Origin of the sequence: Atopobium sp. oral taxon 810 str. F0209 (assembly GCF_000466405.1) — a bacterium.
Taxonomy (GTDB): domain Bacteria; phylum Actinomycetota; class Coriobacteriia; order Coriobacteriales; family Atopobiaceae; genus Olegusella.
The window spans coordinates 295,397-319,361 of sequence record NZ_KE952949.1; the positions used below are offsets into that span (position 1 = coordinate 295,397).

At 45.6% G+C, this 23,965-nt stretch carries 25 protein-coding genes and 1 tRNA gene; 11 read left to right on the forward strand and 15 right to left on the reverse strand.

Annotated features, from left to right (window positions below; all coding sequences use genetic code 11):
- The gene (lexA, locus tag HMPREF9069_RS05555) at nt 1-645 is read right to left on the reverse strand and encodes a transcriptional repressor LexA (protein WP_035438535.1); all 645 of its coding nucleotides are present in this window, start codon (nt 643-645) and stop codon (nt 1-3) included.
- 193 nt (nt 646-838) lie between these two features.
- Between lexA and HMPREF9069_RS05560 the strand changes: the two genes are divergently transcribed.
- The 6 genes from HMPREF9069_RS05560 to HMPREF9069_RS05585 all read left to right on the forward strand — a co-directional run bounded on the left by HMPREF9069_RS05560 (nt 839) and on the right by HMPREF9069_RS05585 (nt 6,286).
- The gene (locus HMPREF9069_RS05560; protein ID WP_035438537.1) at nt 839-1,291 is read left to right on the forward strand and encodes a LysM peptidoglycan-binding domain-containing protein; all 453 of its coding nucleotides are present in this window, start codon (nt 839-841) and stop codon (nt 1,289-1,291) included.
- Between the two features lie 132 nt (nt 1,292-1,423).
- Entirely contained in the window at nt 1,424-1,873 is a 450-nt protein-coding gene (gene nrdR, locus HMPREF9069_RS05565; RefSeq protein ID WP_035438538.1) for a transcriptional regulator NrdR, read from the forward strand.
- Nucleotides 1,870-2,319 (forward strand): dUTP diphosphatase, encoded by a 450-nt coding sequence (dut, locus tag HMPREF9069_RS05570; RefSeq protein WP_021626203.1) that lies wholly within the window; start codon nt 1,870-1,872, stop codon nt 2,317-2,319. Before nrdR ends, dut begins: the two co-directional genes overlap by 4 nt.
- A gap of 90 nt (nt 2,320-2,409) precedes the next feature.
- A complete protein-coding gene (locus tag HMPREF9069_RS05575; RefSeq protein ID WP_021626204.1) occupies nt 2,410-3,723 on the forward strand; it encodes an NCS2 family permease in 1,314 nt (437 codons plus the stop codon).
- A gap of 56 nt (nt 3,724-3,779) precedes the next feature.
- On the forward strand, nt 3,780-5,042 hold the full coding sequence (locus HMPREF9069_RS05580; RefSeq protein WP_021626205.1) for a uracil-xanthine permease family protein: 1,263 nt from the start codon (nt 3,780-3,782) through the stop codon (nt 5,040-5,042).
- Nucleotides 5,043-5,326: 284 nt separating this feature from the next.
- Nucleotides 5,327-6,286, forward strand: coding sequence for an NAD(P)/FAD-dependent oxidoreductase (locus tag HMPREF9069_RS05585; RefSeq protein ID WP_021626206.1), 960 nt, complete (start codon nt 5,327-5,329; stop codon nt 6,284-6,286).
- A gap of 242 nt (nt 6,287-6,528) precedes the next feature.
- Here the strand turns inward: HMPREF9069_RS05585 and HMPREF9069_RS05590 are convergent, their stop codons facing one another.
- From HMPREF9069_RS05590 to HMPREF9069_RS05625, 8 genes are all read right to left on the reverse strand, one after another.
- Nucleotides 6,529-8,151, reverse strand: coding sequence for a ClC family H(+)/Cl(-) exchange transporter (locus tag HMPREF9069_RS05590; RefSeq protein WP_021626207.1), 1,623 nt, complete (start codon nt 8,149-8,151; stop codon nt 6,529-6,531).
- A 1-nt stretch (nt 8,152) separates the two neighbouring features.
- Nucleotides 8,153-9,418 (reverse strand): C40 family peptidase, encoded by a 1,266-nt coding sequence (locus HMPREF9069_RS05595; RefSeq protein ID WP_156894172.1) that lies wholly within the window; start codon nt 9,416-9,418, stop codon nt 8,153-8,155.
- Between the two features lie 23 nt (nt 9,419-9,441).
- Nucleotides 9,442-9,975 (reverse strand): adenine phosphoribosyltransferase, encoded by a 534-nt coding sequence (locus tag HMPREF9069_RS05600; protein ID WP_035438540.1) that lies wholly within the window; start codon nt 9,973-9,975, stop codon nt 9,442-9,444.
- A 35-nt stretch (nt 9,976-10,010) separates the two neighbouring features.
- Nucleotides 10,011-10,763 carry a transcriptional regulator FtsR gene (gene ftsR, locus HMPREF9069_RS05605; RefSeq protein ID WP_021626210.1) on the reverse strand — a complete coding sequence of 251 codons (753 nt, stop codon included), beginning with the start codon at nt 10,761-10,763 and terminating at the stop codon, nt 10,011-10,013.
- Nucleotides 10,764-10,765: 2 nt separating this feature from the next.
- Nucleotides 10,766-11,197, reverse strand: a complete 432-nt coding sequence (locus HMPREF9069_RS05610; protein WP_021626211.1) for an FHA domain-containing protein — start codon at nt 11,195-11,197, stop codon at nt 10,766-10,768.
- A 138-nt stretch (nt 11,198-11,335) separates the two neighbouring features.
- Nucleotides 11,336-12,193 (reverse strand): aminomethyltransferase family protein, encoded by an 858-nt coding sequence (locus HMPREF9069_RS05615; RefSeq protein WP_021626212.1) that lies wholly within the window; start codon nt 12,191-12,193, stop codon nt 11,336-11,338.
- Complete coding sequence (locus HMPREF9069_RS05620; protein WP_021626213.1) at nt 12,174-12,974, reverse strand: CDP-alcohol phosphatidyltransferase family protein; 801 nt, start codon at nt 12,972-12,974, stop codon at nt 12,174-12,176. The genes HMPREF9069_RS05615 and HMPREF9069_RS05620 overlap by 20 nt, the downstream gene beginning before the upstream one ends.
- Nucleotides 12,975-13,025: 51 nt before the next feature.
- Complete coding sequence (locus HMPREF9069_RS05625) at nt 13,026-14,255, reverse strand: alpha/beta hydrolase-fold protein (RefSeq protein WP_021626214.1); 1,230 nt, start codon at nt 14,253-14,255, stop codon at nt 13,026-13,028.
- 221 nt (nt 14,256-14,476) lie between these two features.
- On the opposite strand from HMPREF9069_RS05625, the gene HMPREF9069_RS05630 reads away from it, so the two are divergent.
- The 3 genes from HMPREF9069_RS05630 to HMPREF9069_RS05640 are packed head-to-tail and all read left to right on the forward strand — an operon-like array spanning nt 14,477 to nt 19,448.
- Nucleotides 14,477-15,958, forward strand: a complete 1,482-nt coding sequence (locus tag HMPREF9069_RS05630) for a DUF1846 domain-containing protein (RefSeq protein ID WP_021626215.1) — start codon at nt 14,477-14,479, stop codon at nt 15,956-15,958.
- 33 nt (nt 15,959-15,991) lie between these two features.
- On the forward strand, nt 15,992-17,713 hold the full coding sequence (locus HMPREF9069_RS05635) for an ABC transporter ATP-binding protein (RefSeq protein WP_021626216.1): 1,722 nt from the start codon (nt 15,992-15,994) through the stop codon (nt 17,711-17,713).
- A complete protein-coding gene (locus HMPREF9069_RS05640; RefSeq protein ID WP_021626217.1) occupies nt 17,706-19,448 on the forward strand; it encodes an ABC transporter ATP-binding protein in 1,743 nt (580 codons plus the stop codon). Before HMPREF9069_RS05635 ends, HMPREF9069_RS05640 begins: the two co-directional genes overlap by 8 nt.
- Nucleotides 19,449-19,478: 30 nt before the next feature.
- On the opposite strand, the gene HMPREF9069_RS05645 is transcribed toward HMPREF9069_RS05640, so the two are convergent.
- The 5 genes from HMPREF9069_RS05645 to HMPREF9069_RS05665 form a co-directional block, all read right to left on the reverse strand.
- Nucleotides 19,479-20,363, reverse strand: coding sequence for an HAD-IIB family hydrolase (locus HMPREF9069_RS05645; protein ID WP_021626218.1), 885 nt, complete (start codon nt 20,361-20,363; stop codon nt 19,479-19,481).
- Nucleotides 20,364-20,387: 24 nt separating this feature from the next.
- Entirely contained in the window at nt 20,388-20,723 is a 336-nt protein-coding gene (locus HMPREF9069_RS09410; RefSeq protein ID WP_353640732.1) for a pyroglutamyl-peptidase I, read from the reverse strand.
- A 112-nt stretch (nt 20,724-20,835) separates the two neighbouring features.
- Nucleotides 20,836-21,204 carry a DUF1304 domain-containing protein gene (locus HMPREF9069_RS05655; protein WP_021626220.1) on the reverse strand — a complete coding sequence of 123 codons (369 nt, stop codon included), beginning with the start codon at nt 21,202-21,204 and terminating at the stop codon, nt 20,836-20,838.
- A gap of 117 nt (nt 21,205-21,321) precedes the next feature.
- Nucleotides 21,322-21,636, reverse strand: coding sequence for an MGMT family protein (locus HMPREF9069_RS05660; protein ID WP_021626221.1), 315 nt, complete (start codon nt 21,634-21,636; stop codon nt 21,322-21,324).
- Nucleotides 21,637-21,757: 121 nt separating this feature from the next.
- Complete coding sequence (locus tag HMPREF9069_RS05665) at nt 21,758-22,084, reverse strand: HIRAN domain-containing protein (protein WP_035438543.1); 327 nt, start codon at nt 22,082-22,084, stop codon at nt 21,758-21,760.
- Between the two features lie 109 nt (nt 22,085-22,193).
- On the opposite strand from HMPREF9069_RS05665, the gene HMPREF9069_RS05670 reads away from it, so the two are divergent.
- On the forward strand, nt 22,194-23,183 hold the full coding sequence (locus HMPREF9069_RS05670) for a helix-turn-helix transcriptional regulator (RefSeq protein WP_035438544.1): 990 nt from the start codon (nt 22,194-22,196) through the stop codon (nt 23,181-23,183).
- A gap of 217 nt (nt 23,184-23,400) precedes the next feature.
- A tRNA-Ile gene (locus tag HMPREF9069_RS05675) sits at nt 23,401-23,473 on the forward strand.
- Between the two features lie 202 nt (nt 23,474-23,675).
- Here the strand turns inward: HMPREF9069_RS05675 and HMPREF9069_RS05680 are convergent.
- Nucleotides 23,676-23,965, reverse strand: a 290-nt coding sequence (locus HMPREF9069_RS05680) for an STAS-like domain-containing protein (protein ID WP_021626224.1), incomplete at its 5' end; no start/stop codon positions are given.

A 23,965-nucleotide genomic window follows, 5' to 3' on the forward strand; every position in this document is an offset into this window, starting at 1 on the left:
TTACATTTGACGAATAAGGCCTGTAACCTTACCCAAAATAGTGGGATTGCGAATATAAATGGGCTGCATCAAATCATTCTCAGGCTGGAGACGAATGTGTTCTTTTTCGCGATAGAAAGTCTTTACTGTGGCAGAGTCATCAATAAGAGCCACAACAATCTCACCATCATGTGCATCATGCTGCTCTTTGACAATAATATAATCGCCATCGAAAATGCCAGCATTAATCATTGAGCTGCCATGCACGCGAAGCACAAAAGAACTTGCATCTCCCACAATACTTGTGGGTAAGGAAAGCGTATCTTCAACATTTTGCTCGGCCAAGATAGGAATACCTGCTGCCACACGACCTACCAGCGGCAATTTAATGACATCGGCAGACAAATCCTGAGAAACATCGGCTAATTTTGCTGAGGACGTATCTTCGCTTTCGACAACCTCAATGGTGCGAGGCTTGTTGGAATCCCTTGTTATATAGCCATGTTGCTCAAGAATCTTGAGATGTGTATGAACGGTCGAAGGGGAAGCAAGACCAACTGCAGTGCCAATTTCACGTACCGAAGGAGGATAGGAATGCTCCTTGGTATAACTGCAAATAAATTCATAAATCGCGCGCTGCCTTTTGCTAAGTTGCTTGTTGCTCATGCCGCCTCCTTTGATGCTAGAAGCAGTATAAAGCATTGCGCGAAAAAAATAAAACAGATGTTCTTTTTTCTCTTGACATGTTCTCTTACTTATTCATAATAGAGTACAGTTGTTCTACGCACATCTGTTCGTATCTCATTTTGGTGTCCACTTGCTATGAGAATATGTGCGTAAGCAACGGGAGGAGAAAAAGATGAACTACCGCAGCAACACAAACTATAGCTATGAAACGGCAGGTTCTTCTGCGCTGGCGCCTCAATATCGCCGCACCACGCTTACGCTTATCCAGGGCGGTAAAGATTGTGTAGCTGACTGCCAGTCACGTAGTACTGATTTACGTCAAAATACTGCTGATAAACGCTCTTATAAATTTACTATTATTGCTGCAATAGTCGTTGTTGGTATTACGTTTGCTGCGAGTTTATTTATCAGCGATCAGTTAATTGCAGATCGTATTGCTACCGCTCAAGCCAACCTTCGCTATGCCACAACTACGGTGCAGCCGGGGGATTCGCTATGGTCTATCGCTGAATCTCATCAGATTAAAGGTATGAGTACTTCCGAGACACTTCGTTTGATTGAGCAGCTCAATAACATAAATGCTCAATCGTTATCAGTAGGAATGAACTTATCTGTTCCTGCTTAGATTGGCGTCCTTGTATGTACTTCTGTTACCAAACCCTAGGTATAGTGTTTCAATTTGTGTTTTTGGCTTTATTTTGTTTGCACATCGTGTAAAGTCTGTGATTGGTTTTAATGGCAATCACAAAGGAGCTCGATGCGCTGCCCAAAATGCGGCTGTGAGGAGTCCAAAGTAGTTGACTCCCGTCCATCTGAAAGCGCCGATGCTATTAGAAGGCGTCGTGAATGCGTAGGTTGTGGCTATCGCTTTACAACCTATGAGCGTCGTGAAGAAGTGCCACTTCTTGTTGTCAAAAAAGATGGCACCAAGGAGACTTTCGACCGCCAAAAGCTTATGCGCGGATTACTTGCTGCTACCGTCAAACGAAATATCAGCATCGAAACTCTCGATGAACTCATTGGTGATATTGAAGCAGACTTGCGAGATCAGGGACAAACCGAAGTTTTGTCTCGAGATCTTGGCAGACTGGTTTTGGTTAAGCTTCGCGATATTGACAAGGTGGCCTACGTTCGATTTGCTTCTGTATATCGCGACTTTAAAGATGTAGATGAATTTTACGAAGAGCTAAGGAGCCTTGCACAGTGACCTTTGAGCATATCTCATTGCCGATTAAACGCCTTGATCCTACCGTTGAACTTCCTACATATGCTTATCAAGGCGACGCAGGTCTTGATTTGCGTGCAAGTGAATCACTTACTCTGGCTCCTCTTGAGCGTCGACTTATTTCTACTGGCCTTGCCATTGCTATTCCTGAAGGCTATGCAGGTTTTGTCCAACCTCGCAGTGGCCGTTCTTTGCGCGAAGGTCTTTCTATGGCAAATACCCCTGGTTTGGTGGATAGTCACTATCGTGGCGAACTTAAAGTAGTTGCTATCAATCTAGATCCCGATAAGCCCCTAGTAATTGAGCGTGGGGAACGCATTGCACAACTTGTCATTCAAAAAGTTCCTATTGTTGAGCTTGTCGAAGTAGACGAGCTTGATGAGACGGATCGTGGCGCTGCTGGTTTTGGCTCAAGTGGCACCAATTAATACTTGATTTTGAGGCGCGGCTGGCGTGCCTTGAAATACTGCTGTCTTTTAGGTCTGACAGTATGTTTTCCAAAAGGGAAGGGGAAAGTAATGGAGAAGTTCTTTAAGTTTGCAGAGAGGGGGTCGTCAACTGGTCAGGAAATTCGTGCTGGCCTGACGACATTCCTTGCGATGGCCTATATCATCGCAGTCAATCCCTCGCTACTTGCAGCTGCTGGTGTACCTGTAACCGCAGCCGTCACTGCAACTTGCCTAGGAGCAGGCATTATGACCATCTTGATGGGCATTTTTGCTAATAGACCTTTGGCTTGTGCCTCTGGTATGGGCATCAATGCAGTTGTTGCCTTTTCACTAACCGCTATTGCAGGCAACGACTGGCATGCGGCAATGGCAGTCGTCTTTGTTGAAGGCGTCGCTATCCTGGTGCTCGTTCTTTGTGGCTTACGCGAAGCAATCATGGATGCAATTCCTGTATCTTTGCGTCATGCCATCTCCGTTGGTCTTGGCCTCTTTATTGCGATGATTGGTCTCAAGGACGGTGGCATCATCGTTGCCAATGAGTCCACCATGGTTGCCCTAGGTAAAGTAACTGATCCTGTCTTTATCGTTGGTATGATTTCCATCGTTGCTTCTATTATTTTGTATGTGAAGAAGGTGCCTGGTTCTCTGCTGTGGGGCATTCTTATCGCCGTGCTTGCTGGCGTACCCCTAGGCGTTACTCAGGCTCCTGCGGGTATCGTTTCTGGCCTCGATTTTTCCTCCTTTGGCGCTCCTTTCTTAGTTGATGCCAACGGCGTGACTGGTATTGTCAAGGTGATGACTACCCCCGTCTTGCTTGTCTTTGCTTTCTCGTTGATGATGTCTGACTTCTTTGACACCATGGGTACAGCTATGGCTGTTGCAAAACAGGGTGAGTTCCTCAATGAGGATGGCTCTGTCGAAGACATTCGTGAGATCTTGATTGTTGACTCTGCTGCAGCTGCTATGGGCGGCCTACTGGGTGCTTCTTCTATTACTACCTTTGTCGAGTCTGCATCTGGTGCAGCTGATGGCGGTCGCACTGGTTTGACCTCTATTGCAACGGGTGTACTCTTTATTCTTGCTGCTTTCTTCTCTCCTGTTATTGCCATCATCAGTTCTGCTGCCACCTGTGGCGCTCTTGTTGTTGTTGGCTTCTTGATGATGACTGATGTAGCAGATATTGACTGGAGTGACATTCTCCAAGGCTTCCCCGCATTCATGATTGTTGCAGGCATTCCTTTTACCTACTCCATCTCCAACGGCATCGGTATGGGCTTTATTGCCTACGTACTCGTTGCTGCGGTAACCGGTCAGATCAAAAAGGTCAAGCCGCTGATGTGGGTGGCAACTATTGCCTTTGTTCTTTATTTCTTACTTGTCTAACAAGTACAGGCTAAGAGCCCGGATATCCGGGCTCTTTTTTTAAATAAGGAGGTCGTATGGCATCAAAACAACGTGAAGTCATTGCCGTCGATGATCATGTAGCTCCTGCTCGTGCTATTCCTCTGGGTATTCAGCATATGATGAGTATGTTTGGCTCTACTGTGTTAGTACCTACGCTTACGGGATTGTCGCCTTCGGTTGCAATTATGTGTTCGGGCATTGGTACCATGTGCTATCTTCTCGTAACTCGAAATAAGATTCCTAGCTATCTAGGCAGCTCATTTGCCTTTATTAGTCCTATCATTGCTGTAGCAGCCACTACAGGCTCTCTAAATGCTGTTATGAGTGGTGTTGTGGTCTCTGGTTTGGTATTTCTACTGACCGCTCTACTTATCAAAATTATTGGTACTGCTTGGCTTGATAGGGTGCTGCCGCCTGTACTTGTAGCTTCGGTCATGATTGTTATCGGCGTTGGTCTATCTGCTACTGCAGCAAAAATGGCTCTTTATTCCTCTACGGATTCTTTTGTGGCATTAGGTACCATTGCTGCAGCGGTAACGCTTGTAGCAGCGGTCATTTTCTCGAGTATGGGTGGATTATTTGGTACCATGCCAGTTCTCCTGGCCATTATCGTGGGATATATTTTCTCTTGCTTCATTGGTCTTGTAGACTTTAAGCCTGTACTCGATGCTGCATGGTTGGGACTTCCTACATTTACTCATCCGAGCTTTGATTTGGGAGCTGTTGTACTTATTGCTCCTGTGGCTGTGGTAGTTGTCATTGAGCATATCGGCCACCTCTTGGCTGTGGGCGAGATTGTTGGTCGTGACTACCGCGAAATGCTGCCACAATCCCTCGCGGGTGATGGTGTTGCTACCGTTATCTCGGGATTTCTTGGCGGTCCTCCCACCACAACCTATGCTGAAAACATTGGTGTTATGAGCGTAACCCGTGTGTATGCCACACAAGTTTTCTGGTATGCAGCTGCTTTTGCGCTGGTTGTTGGTGGTTTTTGTCCCAAGCTGGCAGCACTGATTAGCTCTATTCCAACCCCTGTCATGGGCGGGGTAAGTTTGCTGCTCTTTGGCCTTATTGCTAGTAACGGTCTGCGTATGCTCGTTACCAATAAGGTAGATTTTGATGACAATCGCAACCTTATGATTGCTTCTGTTGTCATTATTTTAGGTGTAGGCATGGAAACGAGTGGTATTACCATTCCTATGGGCAACTACACCCTTCCTGGCATGGCAACTTCAGCACTTGTAGGCATCCTGCTTAACTTGATTTTGCCCCATAACTCTTCTTCTCAGAAAGAATAAAACTACGGCTGAAGAATAGCTTTTATATAAGGGGTGTTGACGCGGGTCAGCACCTCTTTTTAGTGACAGACTTCTTGAAAAACAGCAGCGCGAGAAAATTTCAAATTTTTAGCTGACCAAATGTGGGTAAGTTGTCACACCTGCTGTTTTTGCAATCGACGTATGTTGGCTTCTTTTGGATATGAAACTCATTTCAAAATCAAAAGTTTGTAGCTATTTTTATTGGGTATCCTTCCTGCAGTGATAATTCAGCCTTCAAATTGAAGGTAGGAGGAGGGTTTACTATGGCAAACGAGGCGAAGACTACACTTATAAAGGATATGGTAATCGTGGGCGGTGGTCCCGCAGGTTTAACTGCTGCAATTTATGCGCAACGTGCCATGCTTGACACAGTGTTGCTTGAGCAAGAGGCAGTGGGTGGTCAGGTTATTTCTACCAGTGAAATCGATAATTATCCTGGTGTTCCTCATACAGACGGCTTTACTTTGACTGATGCAATGCAACACCAAGCGGAAGATTTGGGTGCCAAGATTGAGATGTCTATTGTTGAGGGCATCGAGCATACAGGGGAGGGGCGCTTCCTTGTACATACACCCGAGGCTAATTATGACAGTGCTACGGTAATTGTCGCTGGCGGTGCAACCCCTCGACATGCGGGTTTTGAGGGTGAGGAAAAATACGCGGGCCGTGGCGTTTCATATTGCGCCACGTGCGATGGCATGTTTTATCGAGGTAAAAAAGTCTTCGTAATCGGGGGAGGTAATTCTGCCTGCGAAGAGGCTTTGTTTCTAACAAGGTTTGCCGATGAGGTTGTACTCGTTGTTCGTAAGGATCATTTGCGTGCACAGGCATCTGTAGCGAAGCTTGTTGATGAGAATCCGAAACTTACAGTTAGGTACCTAAGTAGTATTGTCCGAGTTGAAGGGGGACAGCTGCTTAGCGCTGTTACCTTCAGGAATAATGTAACTGGTGAGGAAACAACCGAAACCTACGCAGAAGGTAGCTTTGGTGTCTTTGTCTTTGTTGGTCGTGTGCCAGCAACCGAGCTTATTGCTGATATGGTTGAGCTTGATTCTAAAGGTTATGTTGTGACAAATGACCGCCTTGAAACTAAAACAGCTGGCCTCTACGCGGCAGGAGATCTACGTCAAAAACCCTTGCGTCAGATAATTACTGCAGCAGCAGACGGTGCGATTGCTGTAAACTCTGCGTCGTCATATCTAGGTCAGCCAGTCGAAGGTTAAGCATTACAAGAAGAGCAATTACTATAAGAAATTTTCAACATGACCCCTTAGCATTCCTTTATCATCTAGGAGTGAACTGAGGGGCTTTTTTATATAGCTTTTTAACTGCGTAAATCTAGATATAAATCTGATAATATATATTATGTAAAGTATTGTTTATAAAGAGAGTTTGCTTGGTTGGCTTGCTTCCCACCCCTTGTTACATAATTGTAAGATGACTAGCGTGACAAGCCTGTATGAAACTAGCTTTTATCTGTTGGCGATATGGCACTTGTGGTGTGGGGCTTAATAGATCCGCGACAGACATTGTGAGCCCATTTTTGGGACTCAAATTCATCTTCAACACTCATTACCAAAAGAAGTTCATCCATTGCATAGAGTTGTACATCTCCGCGCGGAATGATATCCAAACCTGCACGAGTAATAGCAACAATACGGGCAGTTTTTGGCCAAACAATGTCACGAATACGTTTGCCATCAAGGATGCTGCCAGCGCCAATATTATACGTGTGCAGTACTTTCTCCCCTGCCAGCCCCGTCGTATCAGGGTCTCGTGGCGTCGAACCTAGCAGATTGGCTAGGAGATGTTCATAGAAGGCATCAACATGTAGCGAACGAGCAATTGCAAAAGAAATGATCGAGACAATAGAGACAGAAAGCAAAGCATCAAGGCTGCCAGTTAACTCAAAAGCAAGGACGACCCCCGTAACTGGAGCCTGCACAACCGAGGCAAACATCCCCGCAACTGCCATTACTACGAAGTTCACGACATAACTATTAGGTACGCCAAAAATCTGAGTGACTATCACACCATAAAGTTCTCCCACAAGCATCGAGAGCACTACCAGCGGAAAGAGTGTACCGCCAGGAGCGCCCGAAGCAAAGCTCATGGTAGTAAAGATATATTTACCTACAAGTAGAAAGACAATAGTGCCCAAAGGCAGTAATGTGCTTTTTTGGAACATCTCAACAATGGCATCACCGCCGCACATCAAATCTGGTGCCAAAAATGCCACAAAAGCTGCCATTGCAAAAGGTATAGCAAGACGTGCATACGGTAGGTGCGTCATGATTTTGCCATAGAGCTTTTCTTGGCAGGCAAACATTCCTTGGTTGTGAAGTGCGCCGAATACACCGCACACTAGACCCAAAAGTACTACAAAGAAATAGTTGCTATGTGGCAGATTGCCAATAAAAATCAGTTGCAAAACAGGCTTTACACCCAAAATCTGCGAGACCAAAAAGTCTGAGGCAACCGAACTTGCCATAACTGACAAAATGAGTGTAGGCGTAAATTCCTTATGAATCTCTTCAAGAGCAAAGAGGACGCCTGTAAGAGGAGCGTTAAAAGCAGCAGACATGCCTGCCGCAGCACCGCAGGTAACAAGAAGTCGTTCTTCTCCCCTGCCACGATGTAGTCCACGAGAGACAGCTTTGCCCGCCATCGAACCCAACTGTACACTGGGGCCTTCGCGACCAAGAGAAAGACCTGCTAATGCGCAGAGAGTACCTTCTATAAACTTGGTACCAAGCACGCGGTACCAAGGCATATTGATGCGCCCCATCACCTCAGCGTCGGTCTGAGGAATACCAGAGCCTTGGGTATAAGGTTCCCAAAGCACCAGCCTACAGACAGCAAAACCGATAAGGATTAGTATAAAAATCCATCCGAGAATCCCCACAAAATTGCCTGTCATAGCACCTGTATAGGCTCTTAAGAGCTTTTCGGCAAAGTTCAAAGAAACGCGGTATAGCGTCACAACCATACCGCCAAAGGCACCTACCAAAAGACCCTCCCCAACCAGCGTAAGCTGATGCTCTGAGGAGAGTCTCATTATGAGCGGGGAATGCTGATTTTGGGACATCCTAGTAGGGTCCGCCTCCAATGAAAGACCACATAGAACGCTGAGTTACTGTACGGCCAGGATATGGTGCATCAATAAAGACACCGTCTCCAACGTAAATACCCACATGGCCCGAGCTGGTAAAGGCAAGATCGCCAGGATTGAGCTCAGAAATCGAGGTATGCCAATCGCCAGAAGCCTTGAGTGAATCAATCATGTCATAGGTAGTACGACCACGGGCATAACCATAGCAGTAGCAAACCAGACCAGAACAATCAAAGCTATCGGGACCGGTAGCACCACTGACATATGGGAGACCAATTGCAGAATAAGCAGAACTCAAACCGCCGCCACTGTAGGCATGTCCACCACTACCTTTCTTGGAAGGTGTCTTGGTGCTAGTCTCTTCAGACTTCTTGGTCTTAGTCTTTGTCTCGTTCTTTTTTTCAGTCTTTGTTTCGGACTTGGTCTCAGATTTTTTCTGAGTCTGAGAATTGTTTTGCTGCTGCTTGTAATCCTTGATAGCATCAACTGCCGTAGAGGCACCGCTTTGCTTTTTAACAGTGCCACCCTTGGAAATTGTTTCTGCAGCTTGTTTTTCTTCCGCTTCAGCTTTGGCTTCAAGCTGTGCTTTGACCTCGGCGCTTAGAGAATCATAGTACTCTTGAGCTGCAGCGACCTTGGAAGAATACTCATCAGCACGCTGCTGAGTTTCCTTAATTTTGGCTTCCTGATCGCTTTTTTTGGACTCAAGATCAGACTTTTCTTTGTTGAGCTGATCCTCAAGATCCCGAACAGCAGAGATATTCGCAGCATCTTGGTCTGCAATACGGTCCGCAATATAGATGTTGGAGATGAGGTCTTCTGCGCTCTCAGAGCCAAGTAGCACCGAAAGTAGACTAGAGCCACCAGTTTTGTAATTTGAGCGCATACGATTGCCCAAAGTCTTGCGTGCAGACTTGAGATCTTCTTTTGTCGAGTCAATCTGTGTCTGCTTTTTTACGATATCGGCTTGGGTCTGCTGAAGCGTAGTTTCCTGAGAGCCAAGCTCACTTTGAATTGAAGCAAGCTCTCCGCCCAAACTCTCAAGTTTAGCCTGGGCAGTATTCAAATCAGCAGCGCTGGGCGCAGCAAATGCAAAGGGGCTCATGGTGCTCAACGCAAAGGCGACCGTAAGGCCAGCTACAACTGCCTTGTGCTTGATGTCCATAATCAAATCCTTAATATCCATAGCTTCGCTACGGCTAAAAGCCGCAACGCGAATGTAGCTAATTATAGCGTTATGCAAGAAGCCCCATAAAATTTTCTAAGCTACCTGACCTGAATCAGGGTAAATACCTCGTCACCATATTGAGCAGCAATGGTCTCACGAGGATTAAGATATGCAAGCTCAAGAATAAAAGAGAATCCTACAACCTTGGCTCCTGACTGTTCAACAAGCTTGGCTGTGGCCACCGCAGTACCGCCAGTTGCTACTAAATCATCAACAATAAGAACTTTATCTCCTGCAGTAATTGCATCTTGGTGAACTTGAAGCTCATCGGTGCCATACTCCAACGCATATTGCTGAGAGTAGACTGCACGCGGGAGTTTGCCAGGCTTGCGAGCAGGAACAAAGCCCGCCTTGAGACGGTACGCTACAGGTGCACCAACCAAAAAACCACGAGCCTCAGCGCCAACGACCTTGGTGATGCCTTTACCAATGAAGTGATCCACGATACGGTCAATGGAAATCGCCAAACCGCGGGAATCAGCCATCAAAGGTGTGATGTCCTTAAAGATTACACCAGGCTCTGGATAATCAGGGATATCAATGACAAGGCTTTCAAGATCGAATTCAGACATAATGGTTCCTTTCATCTGTGCTACAGATACCCGCTCTAACCTTTACTTTTTGTAGCTGAGACTGACATTTCCTTATATGCATTGTTGATGTGGTGGCGCAAAAGCTCATCGCGCACCATATCGGTAAGCTGAATCATCTCGTTGAGAGCCTCAGCAAATTGCTTACGAGTTGCATCGCTTGGGGCTGTATCGATACTGCCCCGATGCGCATAAGGCACTAAAGCCTGCTCCAACATACCGCTTTCGCGACGAGCTGCCTGCACATAAATGCGCAGATGCTTGGCTTCCATACCGTAATGACGCAGACGATCACATGCACGAATCAGTGAAAGATCATGTCCATCCACCAAATCGCGACCATGGGGAGATCGGGATAACTTGATAACACCAGCCTCAGCTAGCTGCTGAGCAAAACCAGCGCTTACACCACAAAGCTCAGGCATACGCTCAATAGGATGAAGTTTTTCAATATCTTCAGGACTATCCTGACCTAAAGGAATAACGGTCGTTTCGCTTTGCTGAGTTTCGGTAGGATTATCTACTATCCCCTGTTCAAGCTGCTCTTTGATAATGGAGAGCGGCATAAAACGTGATTTTTGCAAATACAATATCTTTTCAAGACGACGCACGTCATGCTGGGAATACAGGCGATAACCACCAGGAGTACGCGAAGGGTTAAGCAAACCCTCATCCTCGAGATAGCGAACCTTCGAAACAGATAGGTCGGGATATTGCGACTGAAGTCGCTTTACCACTTTACCGATTGTCAGATAACCGGCATCAGCCATGCTTAAGCTCCGGTTTCAATCCTAGATTGGCGTCCGCCATTGGAATGGAAAATCATACGGAATGTGCCAATTTGAATAGTCGAACCATCTTTAAGCATTGCTTTATTGACAATAGCACCGTCCACCCAAGTGCCATTGAGTGAACCCAAGTCCTCAATTGTGGCAAAACCTGACGCCATGCCACGCAAATCGATGCGAGCATGGTGGCGAGAAACAGTCATATCGTTAAGAAACACAGAATTTGAAGGATCGCGACCAAGAGTAGTTGTGTCATCAGTCAAAACAAACTGAGCTCCAGTCTGAGGACCCTTAACAATGGCCAGCATGGGCCTGTTAGCATTGGCGTCAGAAAGCAAATCAGGAGCAGTCGAATCAGGCGACGGCATGCGGAATATTTCTGTGGCGCCCATTTCATTCGGTCGCGGATTCTGCATGAGTTACTCCTTCAATAGATGCCAACACTAGCAAGTCATAAAAAACCACTATCTATAGTAGCGCTACTTTCACTCATAAAGAAATATTTATCGAAACTGTCTGGTTACTGGAGCAAATAAAGCTTTAGCTGTCATAAATTAGTCCAGAGCGCGTGCTCCTACAAAGTCTGAGCCCTGACGAAGAAGATCAAACGTCTGCAATTCTTGAGCTGACTTTTCAATACGGTCAGTTGAGTGCAACCAAGAAACCCATACTGCCATTTGCTTTGCTTCTGCGAAAAGTGTGGTTCTTCCTACGGGATTGACATTTGTAAACGATAAAAAACTACGCCAGAGCACGCGAGCATACTGAGGAGGTGCCATAACTAGATATGCTTTATCAAACGGTTTGGGTAAAGACGTGACAAGACAGCGTATTTTGTCCAATTCGAGACTACGTACCTGACCTGCGGCTGGAACGTCTCCAGCTAGGTAATCAGACAACACTAAGCTTGCCTCGGGCCCTGTAAGTAAAAGTGGAACAAGCTCAAAAGATGCATCCTCAAGCTGTATTTCTTTAAAAGGAGCAATGTCATTCTGCTGAGCTGTAGCAATGAAATGAAGCCATGCATCAAGCAGACTTGCACGTGGAGACACATCGCAAAGCAAATATTCGCTGTCTCCTGTACGCGAAAGCAAAGAAATGCTTATAAGCGAAGCGTCCCCCGCAAGTACAGGCTCAAAGCAAGCCTCCCCTACTGCAGGCTTTCTGCCTGCACAAATCATTTCGATGAAAGCTTGTGCCACAGGACCTGCGATAAGAGCTGCGCTCATACCAGATAAATCTGTGAGACCAACGTCATTGCGTAGGACAGCTACTTCGTCAACTCCTGCATACGCTATAGGTAATTCACTTTCGAGTTCTTCAAAAAACTTAAACTGAGCCGCAAGCAGCTCGTGTTCAGTGCGCAAAAAGCTTGCGAGCTCTGCTACAGAATTAATTGTTGATTTGCTCATTTTTCTTCAACGCCTTACGAGCACGTGCATTTGATTCTGCCGACTCTACGTCATGCCCTGCGAGACTTTCTTTTTTAAAGAAAATGCCTTCTTTGGTGTAAATAATTGCTGTGATAGTAGAGCAAATGACACCTGCATACACCAGCCAGATACTCAAAACTGCAGGCTGAGTACCTAGCCCTGGGAGATATGCGCTATCAAATAGTCCTAGACCTGGTACCTGCGGCATACCAATAAGCAGTCCACAAAAGCCAACCATAAAGAGAGCCGTAGTAACCTTGCCAATAAAAACAACATCAATAGGACGACGGCGATAACGCTGCAGCAAAATAGCACCTAGTGCCAAATACGCATCGCGACCTATAACAAAAACTGCAACCCAACAAGGTAGTTCACCGGTAATCATAAGTCCCAATACGCCTGTGAAGAGCAGCACACGATCCATGATAGGATCCATGATTTTACCCAGCCAACTTACCGTATGGGTACGTCGGGCAACTTGTCCATCCAAAAAGTCTGTACCCGCCGCTATGGCATAGCAAAATAGTGCCAACAAGCGATTGTTACCACTTACAAAAAGGAAAAGAAACGCTAATGTCAGGAGTAAGCGACAAAAAGTGATGACATTCGCAAGGGTAAAAATCTGACTACTTGGGTTGTCAGGAGTGCCCACCTCAGCTATCGCAGCACCAGCCATCTGTGCGTGAGCAGTATCTGGGTCAACACGAGTCTTAATTTTTTCAGTCCGCTTTTGCGGAACGGGGTACTCACTCGGTTTCAAAGGCTATGTACCTTCCAACATTGCAGCGTGTAACAAACTTAATACTAGCACCTAAGCTTTTTTAGCCGTCTTTTTCTTTATGGTCGTACTTTTCTGAAAACGAGAAACTATTGCTGCAGCTTGCTCAAGATTGGATTTTGCCAAATCTGCAGCTTCTTGTGCTGCAGAAACACGTGCTTCCGCAGCAAGGCGAGCGGTGGTTGCCATCTTGAGACTATTGCGCGCCTCGCCTGCAAACCATTCAGCTTCATGTTGAAGTTTCACTGCGGCATCTGCTTCTGCCTGTAGTGCGCTTGCTTTTTGATCAAGCGAGGCAAGTAAAGCTGCAGTCTCATTACGCTTGTTCCAAGCTTCTTTAGCTGTTGCAGCAGCTGTATCTGCTTGTTCGGTTTTTTCTTTCACCTCAGCAGTGATGCTATCAACGCGACGCGCGGCGAACTGCTCTTCTTCCAATCGCTGTTGAGCATTAGTCTTCATGTCGTCCAACTTAGCGTTCGCAGCATCCACCAAGGCCTTGAGGCTCATCTGACGACGTTTGGCAAGGCCTGCGCGTTCAAGTACTGCGGGCAAAAGTTCGCAAGCCATTTTTTTCCACCAGTACCAGCTGTGACTAACGTCAAAACCCCAGTATTCAAAACTTGCGTGAATTCCCAACTCAGCCATAAGCTCATCCATATGGCGCATCGTTTCAGCACCCGTCTCGTCAGGAGACTGACCGCAGACAAAAGCGATGGGCATCTCCTCAAGTTGTTTGAGCTTAGCTGCTGTTAAGCCCTGCATGAGGTCAACAGGTGAACACGACAGCCAATCAGGAGTTGTTACACCATCGGAATAAAAACGTGCATCAAAAGCACCTGAAAGTGCGAGAAGTCCGCCATACAAGCTGGGTTCTTTCAAGAGTGCAGCAGCAGCATTAGTGGCACCTGCTCCACAACCTACTAAAAGCGGTTTTTTGCGTGAGCGACTTGTTTTTTTGACATAAGGTAGAAGCTCAGTTTGCACATACTCTAAAAAAGCCTTTTGACGATCTGAACGATACGTCAAATCAGCACTTCGGGCATACCAGCTAGAACCATCTACCGAATCAGTACAGAAGAGTTGAATCTTTTTTGCCTCAATAAGCTCTGTAAGGGCATCAATCATCCCTCCTGTTTCCCAACTGCCCGCTGAAAAATCAAAAGAAGGAAAGACGATGATAGGGGTGCCACCGCTACCATAGACGATGACATCAAGATCTTCGTTAAGGCAGCTACTCTCAATAGTTGTTTCGAAGCTCTCCATGAAAATCCCTTCATCCTGATTGACAGCTCTTCTTATTCTAGCGCCTGAGAACTACTTTCCCCATTACATGACAACCCAATCCCAGAATTAGAATTATCTGATTACTTTGCTTGAATTAAGAAAAATCCTTCACTTGCATTCTGATTGTGCCATCATTGTAAAGGCGCCGTCCCTGCGTGCGCCACAGTAAATGTAGGCGCAAGTGCAAAGAAGGCAGCTTCATGCAAATCGGTTTTGACAACGAAAAATATGTACGCATCCAGGCAGAACGCATTCGCGACCGTGTCTCTAATTTTGGAGGCAAACTCTATCTTGAGTTTGGTGGCAAGCTCTTTGATGACCATCATGCAACTCGAGTGCTTCCTGGTTTTGAGGCAGATGCCAAGCTACGCGTGTTGACCCAATTAGCTGATGATGCGGAGATTTTATTGGTTATTAATGCCAACGACATTGAAGGTGGCAAGTGCCGTAGTGACATTGGCATTACCTATGATGATGACGTGCTACGCCTCATGGATGCTTATCACGAGCGTGGTTTTTTGGCAAAAAGCATTGTTATCACCCACTACAGCGGTCAGTCTCACGCTGATGCTTTCCAAAAGAAACTCGAATCAATGGGTGTTACGGTCTATCACCACTATCTCATTGATGGATATCCTTCAGACATTTCTTATGTTGTTAGTAATGAGGGCTTTGGCAAAAATGACTTTGTCAAAACTAGTAGACCTATCGTTGTTGTAACTGCTCCTGGTCCTGGCTCTGGCAAGCTTGCAACTTGTCTTTCCCAGCTTTATCACGAGCACCTCCATGGTGTAAATGCAGGATATGCAAAGTATGAGACCTTCCCCGTGTGGAACCTCCCTCTGGCTCACCCTGTTAACATTGCCTATGAGGCCGCAACGGCAGACCTCAACGACCGCAATGTTATCGATCCTTTTCACTTGGATAGCTATGGTCAGGTGACCGTCAACTACAACCGAGATGTGGAAACTTTCCCCGTACTCAAAGCAATGCTTGATCAAATTTTGGGTGAGAGTCCCTATCGTTCACCAACCGATATGGGTGTCAATATGGTTGGCTATTGCATCAGTGATGACGAAGTATGCTGTGCTGCATCGAAGCATGAAATTGTACGTCGCTATTTCAAGACTGCTGAGCAGGTACGTCGTACTGGTATGGGTCGTGATGCATTAGCAAAACTCGAGCTTCTCATGAGTAAAGCTGATATCAGCGTTGACTATGATCCCGCTCATCGTGCTTGTCTTGAACGTGAAGAAAACTCGGGTTTACCTGCAGGCGCCATGTCTCTTCCCGACAAACAAGTTATGACGGGCAAACGCGGTGATTTACTTGACCCCGCCGCCTCCTTGTTGCTCAACTCGCTTAAAAATCTTGCCGGTGTGCCTGATGAGACATATGTTGTCAGCGATGAAGCACTTGCTCCCATTCGCACACTCAAGAAGGACTATCTACACAGTAGTAATACGTTGCTTTCCGCAGGTGAGATGTTAATTGCACTGTCTTCTAGCTCGGCTGCAAATCCTCTGGCTGCACGCACTATTGCAGCTGCAGATGATCTCAAAGGTCTCACTGCCTATTTCTCAATGATTATCAGTGCTGCAGATGAAGCAACCTATCGTCAGTTGGGCATTAATGTCTGCTGTGAACCAAAGTTTGAGCACCACGTGTACTACCACAATTAAACTTCTAACGAGGGGCGAGAGAAGGTTAAATAAATGAAAAGTCTTTTACGTTATCTAAAGCCCTACGTAAAAGAATGCCTCCTCGCCCCCCTATTTAAACTCTTAGAGGCTGCTTTTGAGCTAGCCGTACCACTGGTTATGGCACAAATGATTGATATCGGGCTTGCTCATAACGACAAAAATTATCTCCTTATGCATGGTGTATTACTGCTAGGCATGGGTATTTTTGGCCTTGCATCGGCAAGTACTGCTCAGTACTATTGCGCCAAGCTTGCGGCGGGCTTTGGTACTCGACTGCGAGATGATCTCTTTGGCCATATCACTCGTCTTTCTCGTCAAGATATAGATGGACTTGGCCAATCGACTCTTGTGACGCGTCTTACCAATGATTCCCAACAGGTTCAAGATGGTGTAAATACTTTCTTTCGTCTGGTTTTGCGCTCGCCCTTTGTTGTCTTTGGAGCGCTTATTCTCGTTTTTAATATCGATCACGTAGAAGGTTTAATTTATACATGTACCATTACTATTTTACTTGCTCTTGTTTTTGGCTTGATGCGTATAGCTGCGCGTTTGTACAAAATTGTCCAAAATCATTTAGATAGTGTTCTGCTTCTTACCTCAGAAAATCTCGAGGGCGTGCGTGTAATCCGTGCTTTTAGACGTGAGCAGCGCGAAATGAGCGAAATGAATACTGTTGCAGGAGAGCTGCGCACAGAGCAAGCACACGTAGGCGATATTTCTGGCCTGCTTAATCCCCTAACCTATGCAGCAACTAATATTGGCCTGGTAGTTGTACTTGCTGTTGGCGGACATAGAGTGCAGCTGGGAGATCTTACTCAGGGTCAGTTGATGGCCTTTATTAATTACAGCACTCAGATTCTTATTGAGGGAGTAAAGCTTGCGAACTGCATCATCCAAGTATCTAAATCACTTGCTTGCGCCAAGCGTATTGAACAAATCTTTGAGGTAAAACCCTCAATGAAAGAAGGTTTACTCAACGCTTGTCGTGAACAACCTTCCCTGAGCTTACATGATGTGACCTTTGTTTACCCTCATGCTGCAGGTCCTGCACTCTCACATATCAGTTTTGATGTACGACCTGGTGAAACGGTGGGTATTATCGGAGGTACAGGTTCAGGCAAGACGAGCCTCGCTGCACTACTTATGCGTTTTTATGATGTGACTGAAGGCTCCATTGAGCTGGGTGGGCATGACATTCGTAGTTATTCCTTGGCAAGTCTTCATAAAATGATTTCCATCGTTGAACAGGGAGCACAGCTCTTTGCAGGAAGCATCGCTTCTAATCTTCGTTGGGGCAACCTTGAGGCAGGGGAAGAAGAGCTCTATGCTGCCCTTCATACTGCCCAGGCGGATAACATAATTGAAGCTAAAGGCGGGCTCGATGCAGAGATTGAGCAATTAGGTCAAAATCTTTCTGGTGGTCAACGCCAACGTCTTGCGATTGCGCGTGCTTTGGTACGCAAGCCAAAAGTATTGATTCTCGATGACTCCTCATCGGCTTTAGACTTTGCCACTGACTCTGCTCTCCGCAAAGCTTTAAGGAAAGATTTGGCAGGTACCAGCTGCTTTATTATTTCGCAACGCGTTACCTCTATTAGGACAAGCGACAAAATTATCGTGCTCGATCATGGTCATGTTGCAGGTATTGGCACCCATGATGACTTGCTTGAAACATGCTCGGTATATCAAGAAATCTATGCCTCCCAAGTCAAGGAAGGTGTTATCCATGCATAGGGATTCTACTCTTCAAAAAATTATTGTTTTGATGCGCCCTTATACCGCGCAGGTTGTAGGTATTCTTTTGCTTGCTGTTATTGTGGTCATCAGCACATTGCTTGTACCGGTATTTTCGGGTAATGCCGTAGATGCTGCGGTAGGCCCCGCAAAAGTTAATTTCGCAGCTCTTACTTCTGCCCTGCAGCTAATGTTTTTAGCAGTCATCGCCACATCAACGGCGCAATGGCTGCTTACACGCCTTACCAATCGCGTAGTTTATGGCATGCTTTATGACCTGCGCACTCTCGTATTTGCAAAGTTACAGCGCTTGCCGCTGTCCTATATTGACTCACATAGTCATGGTGATCTTGCTTCTCGTGTCGTTAACGATGTGGATCAATTTTCTAACGGCCTCATCATGGCTTTTCAGCAATTCTTTACAGGAATGCTAACCATTGTACTCACGCTTGTTTTTATGTTTTACCTTAACTGGCATATTGCTCTGCTTGTAGTCTGTATTACTCCCCTGTCTGTTTTGTTGGCACGAATTCTTTCACGCAAAGCTTTTAAACATTTTAGTAATCAGTCACAACGGCGTGGAAATATGACAGCCATTGCCTCGGAAATGATTCAAGGTATCTCTAGCGTCCAAGCGTTCAGTATGCATGAAAGTGCACGCAAGCAATTCAATGAGTCCGATGAACTGTTACGTCAATCTAATTTCAAGGCTGTGCTTTACTCGGCGCTCTCAAACCCTGGAACACGATTTGTTAATAATTTGATTTATGCGGGCGTCGGTGTTTTTGGTGCCTTTATTGTCTTGTCTGGCGGCATGACCGTGGGTAGTCTCACAGCATTTTTGGGATATGCAAATCAATATACCAAGCCATTCAATGATATTTCTGGTGTTGTTACCGAGCTTCAAAATTCGTTTGCCTGCGCCGCACGACTCTTTGAGCTTCTTGAAGAACCAGAAATTCCCGTCGATGCTGCGGACACTCTTATATTGAGTGATGCAAGCGGGGCTATTAGCATTAAAAACATAGATTTTTCCTATACCCCAAACCACCCTCTTATATCGGGCTTATCTCTTGATATAGAGCCGGGTCAACGTGTTGCTATTGTCGGTCCTACTGGCTGCGGAAAAACTACCCTCATCAATCTACTCATGCGTTTTTACGACATCAATTCAGGTGAAATTCTCTTTGATGGAATTGATATATGTAGTCTCACACGCGACAGTTTGCGTTCGCAGATTGGTATGGTGCTGCAGGATACTTGGGTAGAACATGCAAGCGTGAAAGACAATATTGCTATGGCGCGGCCTGAAGCAAGTCTTGATGAAGTAAAGGCTGCAGCAAGACAGTCTCATGCCAATGGATTTATAGAGAAACTACCTCAGGGCTACGACACTATTCTTGGAACCGAATCTGCCACACTGTCAGCGGGTCAAAAACAGCTGCTCTGTATCGCACGAGTTTTTCTTGCTCAACCACATATCCTTATTTTGGATGAGGCTACGTCAAACATCGATACTCGTACCGAATTACATGTACAGCATGCTTTTGATCGATTGATGGTAGGAAAGACGAGCCTTGTAGTGGCCCATCGCCTCTCGACTATCCAAGGGGCTGACAAAATTGTCGTTATGCAAGATGGCCGCATTATTGAGATGGGTAAGCATGAGGAACTTCTTGCACAGGACGGTTTCTATGCCCAGCTTTTCAATTCACAGTTTGAGCTAGCAGAGTAATTCACCTGCATTGACAGATGGGAATATGTCTTAATCGACGTGATTTCCCTTGGCATCGATGCGCTGAAGATTACGATTTTGCTCACACATAAAGGCAGGCATTTCACCCGTCTCTGCTGCGTGTGCAATATCCCAGAGGGCTGATGCCACTGCTCCATCAGCGCTTGCGCCAATATGCCAACGTGCGACTGCATGCGCACGCTCATTACCATTCGCAACACATACAGAATTAGGTACAAAGCGGAGCATTTCTAGGTCATTATCAGCATCACCAAACACGCAGACCTCATCCAAAGATAAATTCAGAGTCTTGCGCAAAATATCTACACCTACCTGTTTGCTCACATTGCGCGGGATAATATCCCACCAGTAATCCACCGTGGATACAAAATCAAATTCAGGACAAGCAGCTTCGAGATCTGCTTGCAAAGCCAGAAATTCATCGCTGTCTGCAAAAAAGATAATGCCTGCTTTCATAAAAGCATCGTTTGGGACAGCATCAACACGGGTAGCTGCTTCAAGCTGCGCAAAGTGATACATGTCTCCAAGCTCTTCTTGAGCCATGCCCACCCAAAAAGGTGTTTTACCATCCCTGTAAAGGGTAAGCGCGGCTTTGTTGTGCTGGACAACAATCTCTTTGACTTTATTCAAAGCATTGTTGGATAAGCTAACTTCATGAACAAGCTGCCCACTAAGATAAATGCGCATGCCATTGATGGTCACACCCGTGTTATAGCAGCTCGCGTCATTTTGAAAGAACTGAGCAAGTTCAGCACGAGAACGTCCAGAGCAAGGACCAACATCAATACCAAGTTCCTGGCAGGCGCGAATGGCTTGAATAGACCTCTCAGAAATGAAAGGCTCACCCAAGGGGAGCATCGTATTATCCATATCGTACAGTGCCAGTTTGATCATGAAACTGCCTTCCAAAAAATATTGCTAAGAATTGCGTTGGTAAAGTATGACAGCTTTGAGAGCTTCTATGAGACCGAGAACCACTTCTGCGGTAGACATTGATGGAATCTCTGTATTGTCTTCATGTGATGCTATTTGTTCGGGTACAGCTGGCAGATGTATAAATCCACTTAAAATTTCGGGATAGTGAGTTAAGCAAAAATATCGGGTGCTATAAAGCACTGAATTACACACATAAGTTCCTGCAGTATAGGAAAGCTCTGCGGGAATTCCTACTTGCTGTATTGCTTCTACCATCTGACGTGTAGGTAATTTGGAATTCCGTGGGAATAACAAGTTTCTGGAGCGGTACTCCTTCAATCTTATTAGGGAGCTGAGCTAACGCCAGCTGTGAAGCATTTAGTTTATCTCCGTCAAAAGCATTAAAGGCAGTCAGCAGAAACTTCAACGACGCCTCCCAATATCTAAAAACTTAGAGTAAGCCTGCTGCCATCATAAAGATGAGAGCAAGGATTGCAAGAGGACTCTGCTTAAAGAAAATCTGTATACCCGAGCTATAGCCACCATAAGCAGCAACACCAATGATATAGATCAACAAAAGCGCAACAGTAATATGAGAATGTAATACAAAGGTAGAAACAAGCAACAGGATGCCAATGAGAAGGTTGTACACACCCTGATTTTTAAAAAGCTTTTGCACCGATTCGCGCTGCAACTCTAGTTTGTCCATGCCAAAGGTTGCAGAAGTCTTATCCGAATCGGTCACCAAGGTCTCTAGGTAAAAGATAAAGAAAAATTTAAGTGCTGTTAAAACGATAAAAACATATGCTGCAAGAGCCACGATGGAACCTTCTTATCAAATAGAAATAAAACTTACACCTTGGCACCTGTGTGGTCATATATTCCAAGGCTAAAAAGCTTGTACCCACTCTAATAAAGCTCAATCAACGAACAAGATTTAATCGCCCCAACTACAAAGTTTCATATTAACTTTGCCTGCAGCAGTAAAACTCACACCTTCATCTTCAAGACGGCGACGTTGTTCGTCAGGGCCTCCAAAGGCAAAACCGGGAGCTAAAGAACCATCTTTGAACACCACGCGATGACAAGGAATAATTCCAGGTGCAGGATTGCTATGCAGAGCATAACCTACATAACGAGCAGCACGCGGCCTCCCCGTGAGTCGTGCTACTTGTCCATATGTGGCCACAAAACCAGGTGGGATTTGCTTCACAACTTCATAGACCTGTTGAAAGAATCCTGCATTATTCACATTGCGTCAGCTCGCTAAGCCCAACAGGTTTGCGATGAATCTCGCTTAGACCTTGTATTTTAATCATATGGCTCCCAATTCCTTTGCATGAAAGCAAGCGGATGAAAGTCAGTATACGTCTCTAGCGAGCATCTTTCACGCGGATACTTACACCCACGCGCTCCCAAGGATTACCCTCATGATTAAGCTCGGCAACATAAGCCTCAAAAACCTCGCTGTGGCCAAAATACAAAAGTTGAGCCAATCCACCATTTAGTTTTTGCGGTACAAAACCAAGCTTTGTCTTTTTGCGATAGATTGCAATTGCATTGGGGTCAAAAGGATTATCTGGTTCGGGTACCAACTTAAGCTTTTGTCCGACTTTAAGCTTGGATTGGACAAACAAGCCATCCCAATACTGAAAACCTGCGATATAAAAGTGACAATAGCTCTTTGAGCGCTCTGCCATAATTGTGTCCCTCCCCTTTACTACCGTTAGTCCTAATTTAACTGCACAGTTATATTCAGCTGGACTAATATTGGGACATGTAGATATTATTTTGAAACGTGAGGTCATGATGGCTGGCAGTAATATTCAAAAGCACAAGCTTCTGCGACTAATGAAGATTTTTCAGGAATACACAGACGCCGAACATGGGCTCACAATGCCTGAACTAATTGAAAAATTATATGAACAAGGCATTTCTGCTGAGCGAAAAAGCCTTTATGCTGATATAGATGCGCTCTGTGAATTCGGTTTGCATATCAAGCGACTCCGTACTCAGCCTGTACAATATGCGCTTATCAAGCGCGATTTCAATTTCTCACAACTTACTCTACTTATTGATGCGGTTCAGTCCAGCCGCTTTCTGTCAGACAGAAGTTCAAATGAGCTCGTCAAAGCAATCAAATCGCTTGCATCTAGACCCGAACGTCTCGCACTCAATAAGCAAATTCATGTTCATGGACGTCCTCGTATTCAAACTCAGTCGGATTTTGTAGCTGTTGACCGCCTACAAGAGACAATGGCTCATCACCAAAAGGTGTCGTTTCGCTACTTTCGCTATGACGCAAACAAAAAGAAGGTTGCACGTAAAGATGGAGCCCGTCATGTAGTAACACCGGTAAGCTTAGTTTATGCTGATGACAACTATTATCTTGTTGCTTACAGCCAAGCGGACCAATCAGTTAGAAACTATCGCATCGATCGTATGGAACAAATACTCAAGCTGGAAGAGCCTGCTGAGAAAAACCAAGCTATTGGCTCCTATGACCCCGACGAGGCAGGCAATTACGTTTTTGGCATGTATTCAGGCGAGCGTGTGGCTTTGACACTACTTGTGCAAGAAGACGTCATGAATGTAGTTATTGATCGCTTTGGTAGAGACGTATTATCGGTGGCCACAGAAGATGGTTGTGCGGCACATGTTACTGCACATGTAGTTGAAAGCCCTGTACTCTACGGATGGATTGCTATGTTAGGATCTAAAGTAGAGATTGAGTCCCCAAACAGCGTAAGAGAGCACTACCTAACTTATCTGGAAGACATCTTAAAGCGATATAGCTGAACAGCTGGAAAAGCTGAGATTTCTTAATTCGAGGCATAGAGGAAAAATATGTGTTTAGTTATATTTCTCATATAGGCCTCATTTGAGTACAAATGTGGCAACCGACAGTAATGAGGATAAAAGCTGAATTTGTTTTGGAAGACTGCATGGAATCACATATGTCAGTAAATCTCTGGTACCGATCACATTAAATACGTGGTAGTATGCATTCCTGTCCGGGCCCATGGCGCAGAGGTTAGCGCAGGGGACTCATAATCCCTGGGTCGTAGGTTCGAATCCTACTGGGCCCACCCGAAAACACAAGGTCAGAGCTTCGGCTCTGACCTTTTTTATTGCCGAAGTGACACGGAGTGGCAGAAAAGTGACAAAAGTTTTTAATCCACGTTAAGAAACGACTCTAGGATCTAGTTGCTTCTTGCACTAATACACCTGAAAAACACCGCCAATCATCTCTAATTGACGGTGCAATATTGTCTTGCATTAAGCTGAAGGCTAGCAGATAGAGAGTGTTTGCTGAGAAGCACGTGAGTCCATTGCCGCTCTGACTATACGAGCCCAAAATGGGCTTATGTTCTTGAAAGTCGCACGCTCTTTCATTTCTGCTATACCGATTTCACAAACCATACGGCCAAAAACCTCGTCCGCAAATGAGTTTGTGATTGAATCCACGCCAGCAAAATCGAACGTCACAATACCGTCCGCCGACTGTATTTCTTTTGATATTTTTGTAAACGCACTGCGTCCAGCTACGCGAGTTACAAGGGCGCGTCCAAACTCCGCCA

Coding starts and splice junctions, on each gene's coding strand:
- lexA (WP_035438535.1), bottom strand. CDS start 645: ATGAGCAACAAGCAACTTAGCAAAAGGCAGCGCGCGATTTATGAATTT.
- HMPREF9069_RS05560 (WP_035438537.1), top strand. CDS start 839: ATGAACTACCGCAGCAACACAAACTATAGCTATGAAACGGCAGGTTCT.
- nrdR (WP_035438538.1), top strand. CDS start 1,424: ATGCGCTGCCCAAAATGCGGCTGTGAGGAGTCCAAAGTAGTTGACTCC.
- HMPREF9069_RS05575 (WP_021626204.1), top strand. CDS start 2,410: ATGGAGAAGTTCTTTAAGTTTGCAGAGAGGGGGTCGTCAACTGGTCAG.
- HMPREF9069_RS05580 (WP_021626205.1), top strand. CDS start 3,780: ATGGCATCAAAACAACGTGAAGTCATTGCCGTCGATGATCATGTAGCT.
- HMPREF9069_RS05585 (WP_021626206.1), top strand. CDS start 5,327: ATGGCAAACGAGGCGAAGACTACACTTATAAAGGATATGGTAATCGTG.
- HMPREF9069_RS05590 (WP_021626207.1), bottom strand. CDS start 8,151: ATGTCCCAAAATCAGCATTCCCCGCTCATAATGAGACTCTCCTCAGAG.
- HMPREF9069_RS05600 (WP_035438540.1), bottom strand. CDS start 9,975: ATGTCTGAATTCGATCTTGAAAGCCTTGTCATTGATATCCCTGATTAT.
- ftsR (WP_021626210.1), bottom strand. CDS start 10,763: ATGGCTGATGCCGGTTATCTGACAATCGGTAAAGTGGTAAAGCGACTT.
- HMPREF9069_RS05610 (WP_021626211.1), bottom strand. CDS start 11,197: ATGCAGAATCCGCGACCGAATGAAATGGGCGCCACAGAAATATTCCGC.
- HMPREF9069_RS05615 (WP_021626212.1), bottom strand. CDS start 12,193: ATGAGCAAATCAACAATTAATTCTGTAGCAGAGCTCGCAAGCTTTTTG.
- HMPREF9069_RS05625 (WP_021626214.1), bottom strand. CDS start 14,255: ATGGAGAGCTTCGAAACAACTATTGAGAGTAGCTGCCTTAACGAAGAT.
- HMPREF9069_RS05630 (WP_021626215.1), top strand. CDS start 14,477: ATGCAAATCGGTTTTGACAACGAAAAATATGTACGCATCCAGGCAGAA.
- HMPREF9069_RS05635 (WP_021626216.1), top strand. CDS start 15,992: ATGAAAAGTCTTTTACGTTATCTAAAGCCCTACGTAAAAGAATGCCTC.
- HMPREF9069_RS05640 (WP_021626217.1), top strand. CDS start 17,706: ATGCATAGGGATTCTACTCTTCAAAAAATTATTGTTTTGATGCGCCCT.
- HMPREF9069_RS05645 (WP_021626218.1), bottom strand. CDS start 20,363: ATGATCAAACTGGCACTGTACGATATGGATAATACGATGCTCCCCTTG.
- HMPREF9069_RS05665 (WP_035438543.1), bottom strand. CDS start 22,084: ATGGCAGAGCGCTCAAAGAGCTATTGTCACTTTTATATCGCAGGTTTT.
- HMPREF9069_RS05670 (WP_035438544.1), top strand. CDS start 22,194: ATGGCTGGCAGTAATATTCAAAAGCACAAGCTTCTGCGACTAATGAAG.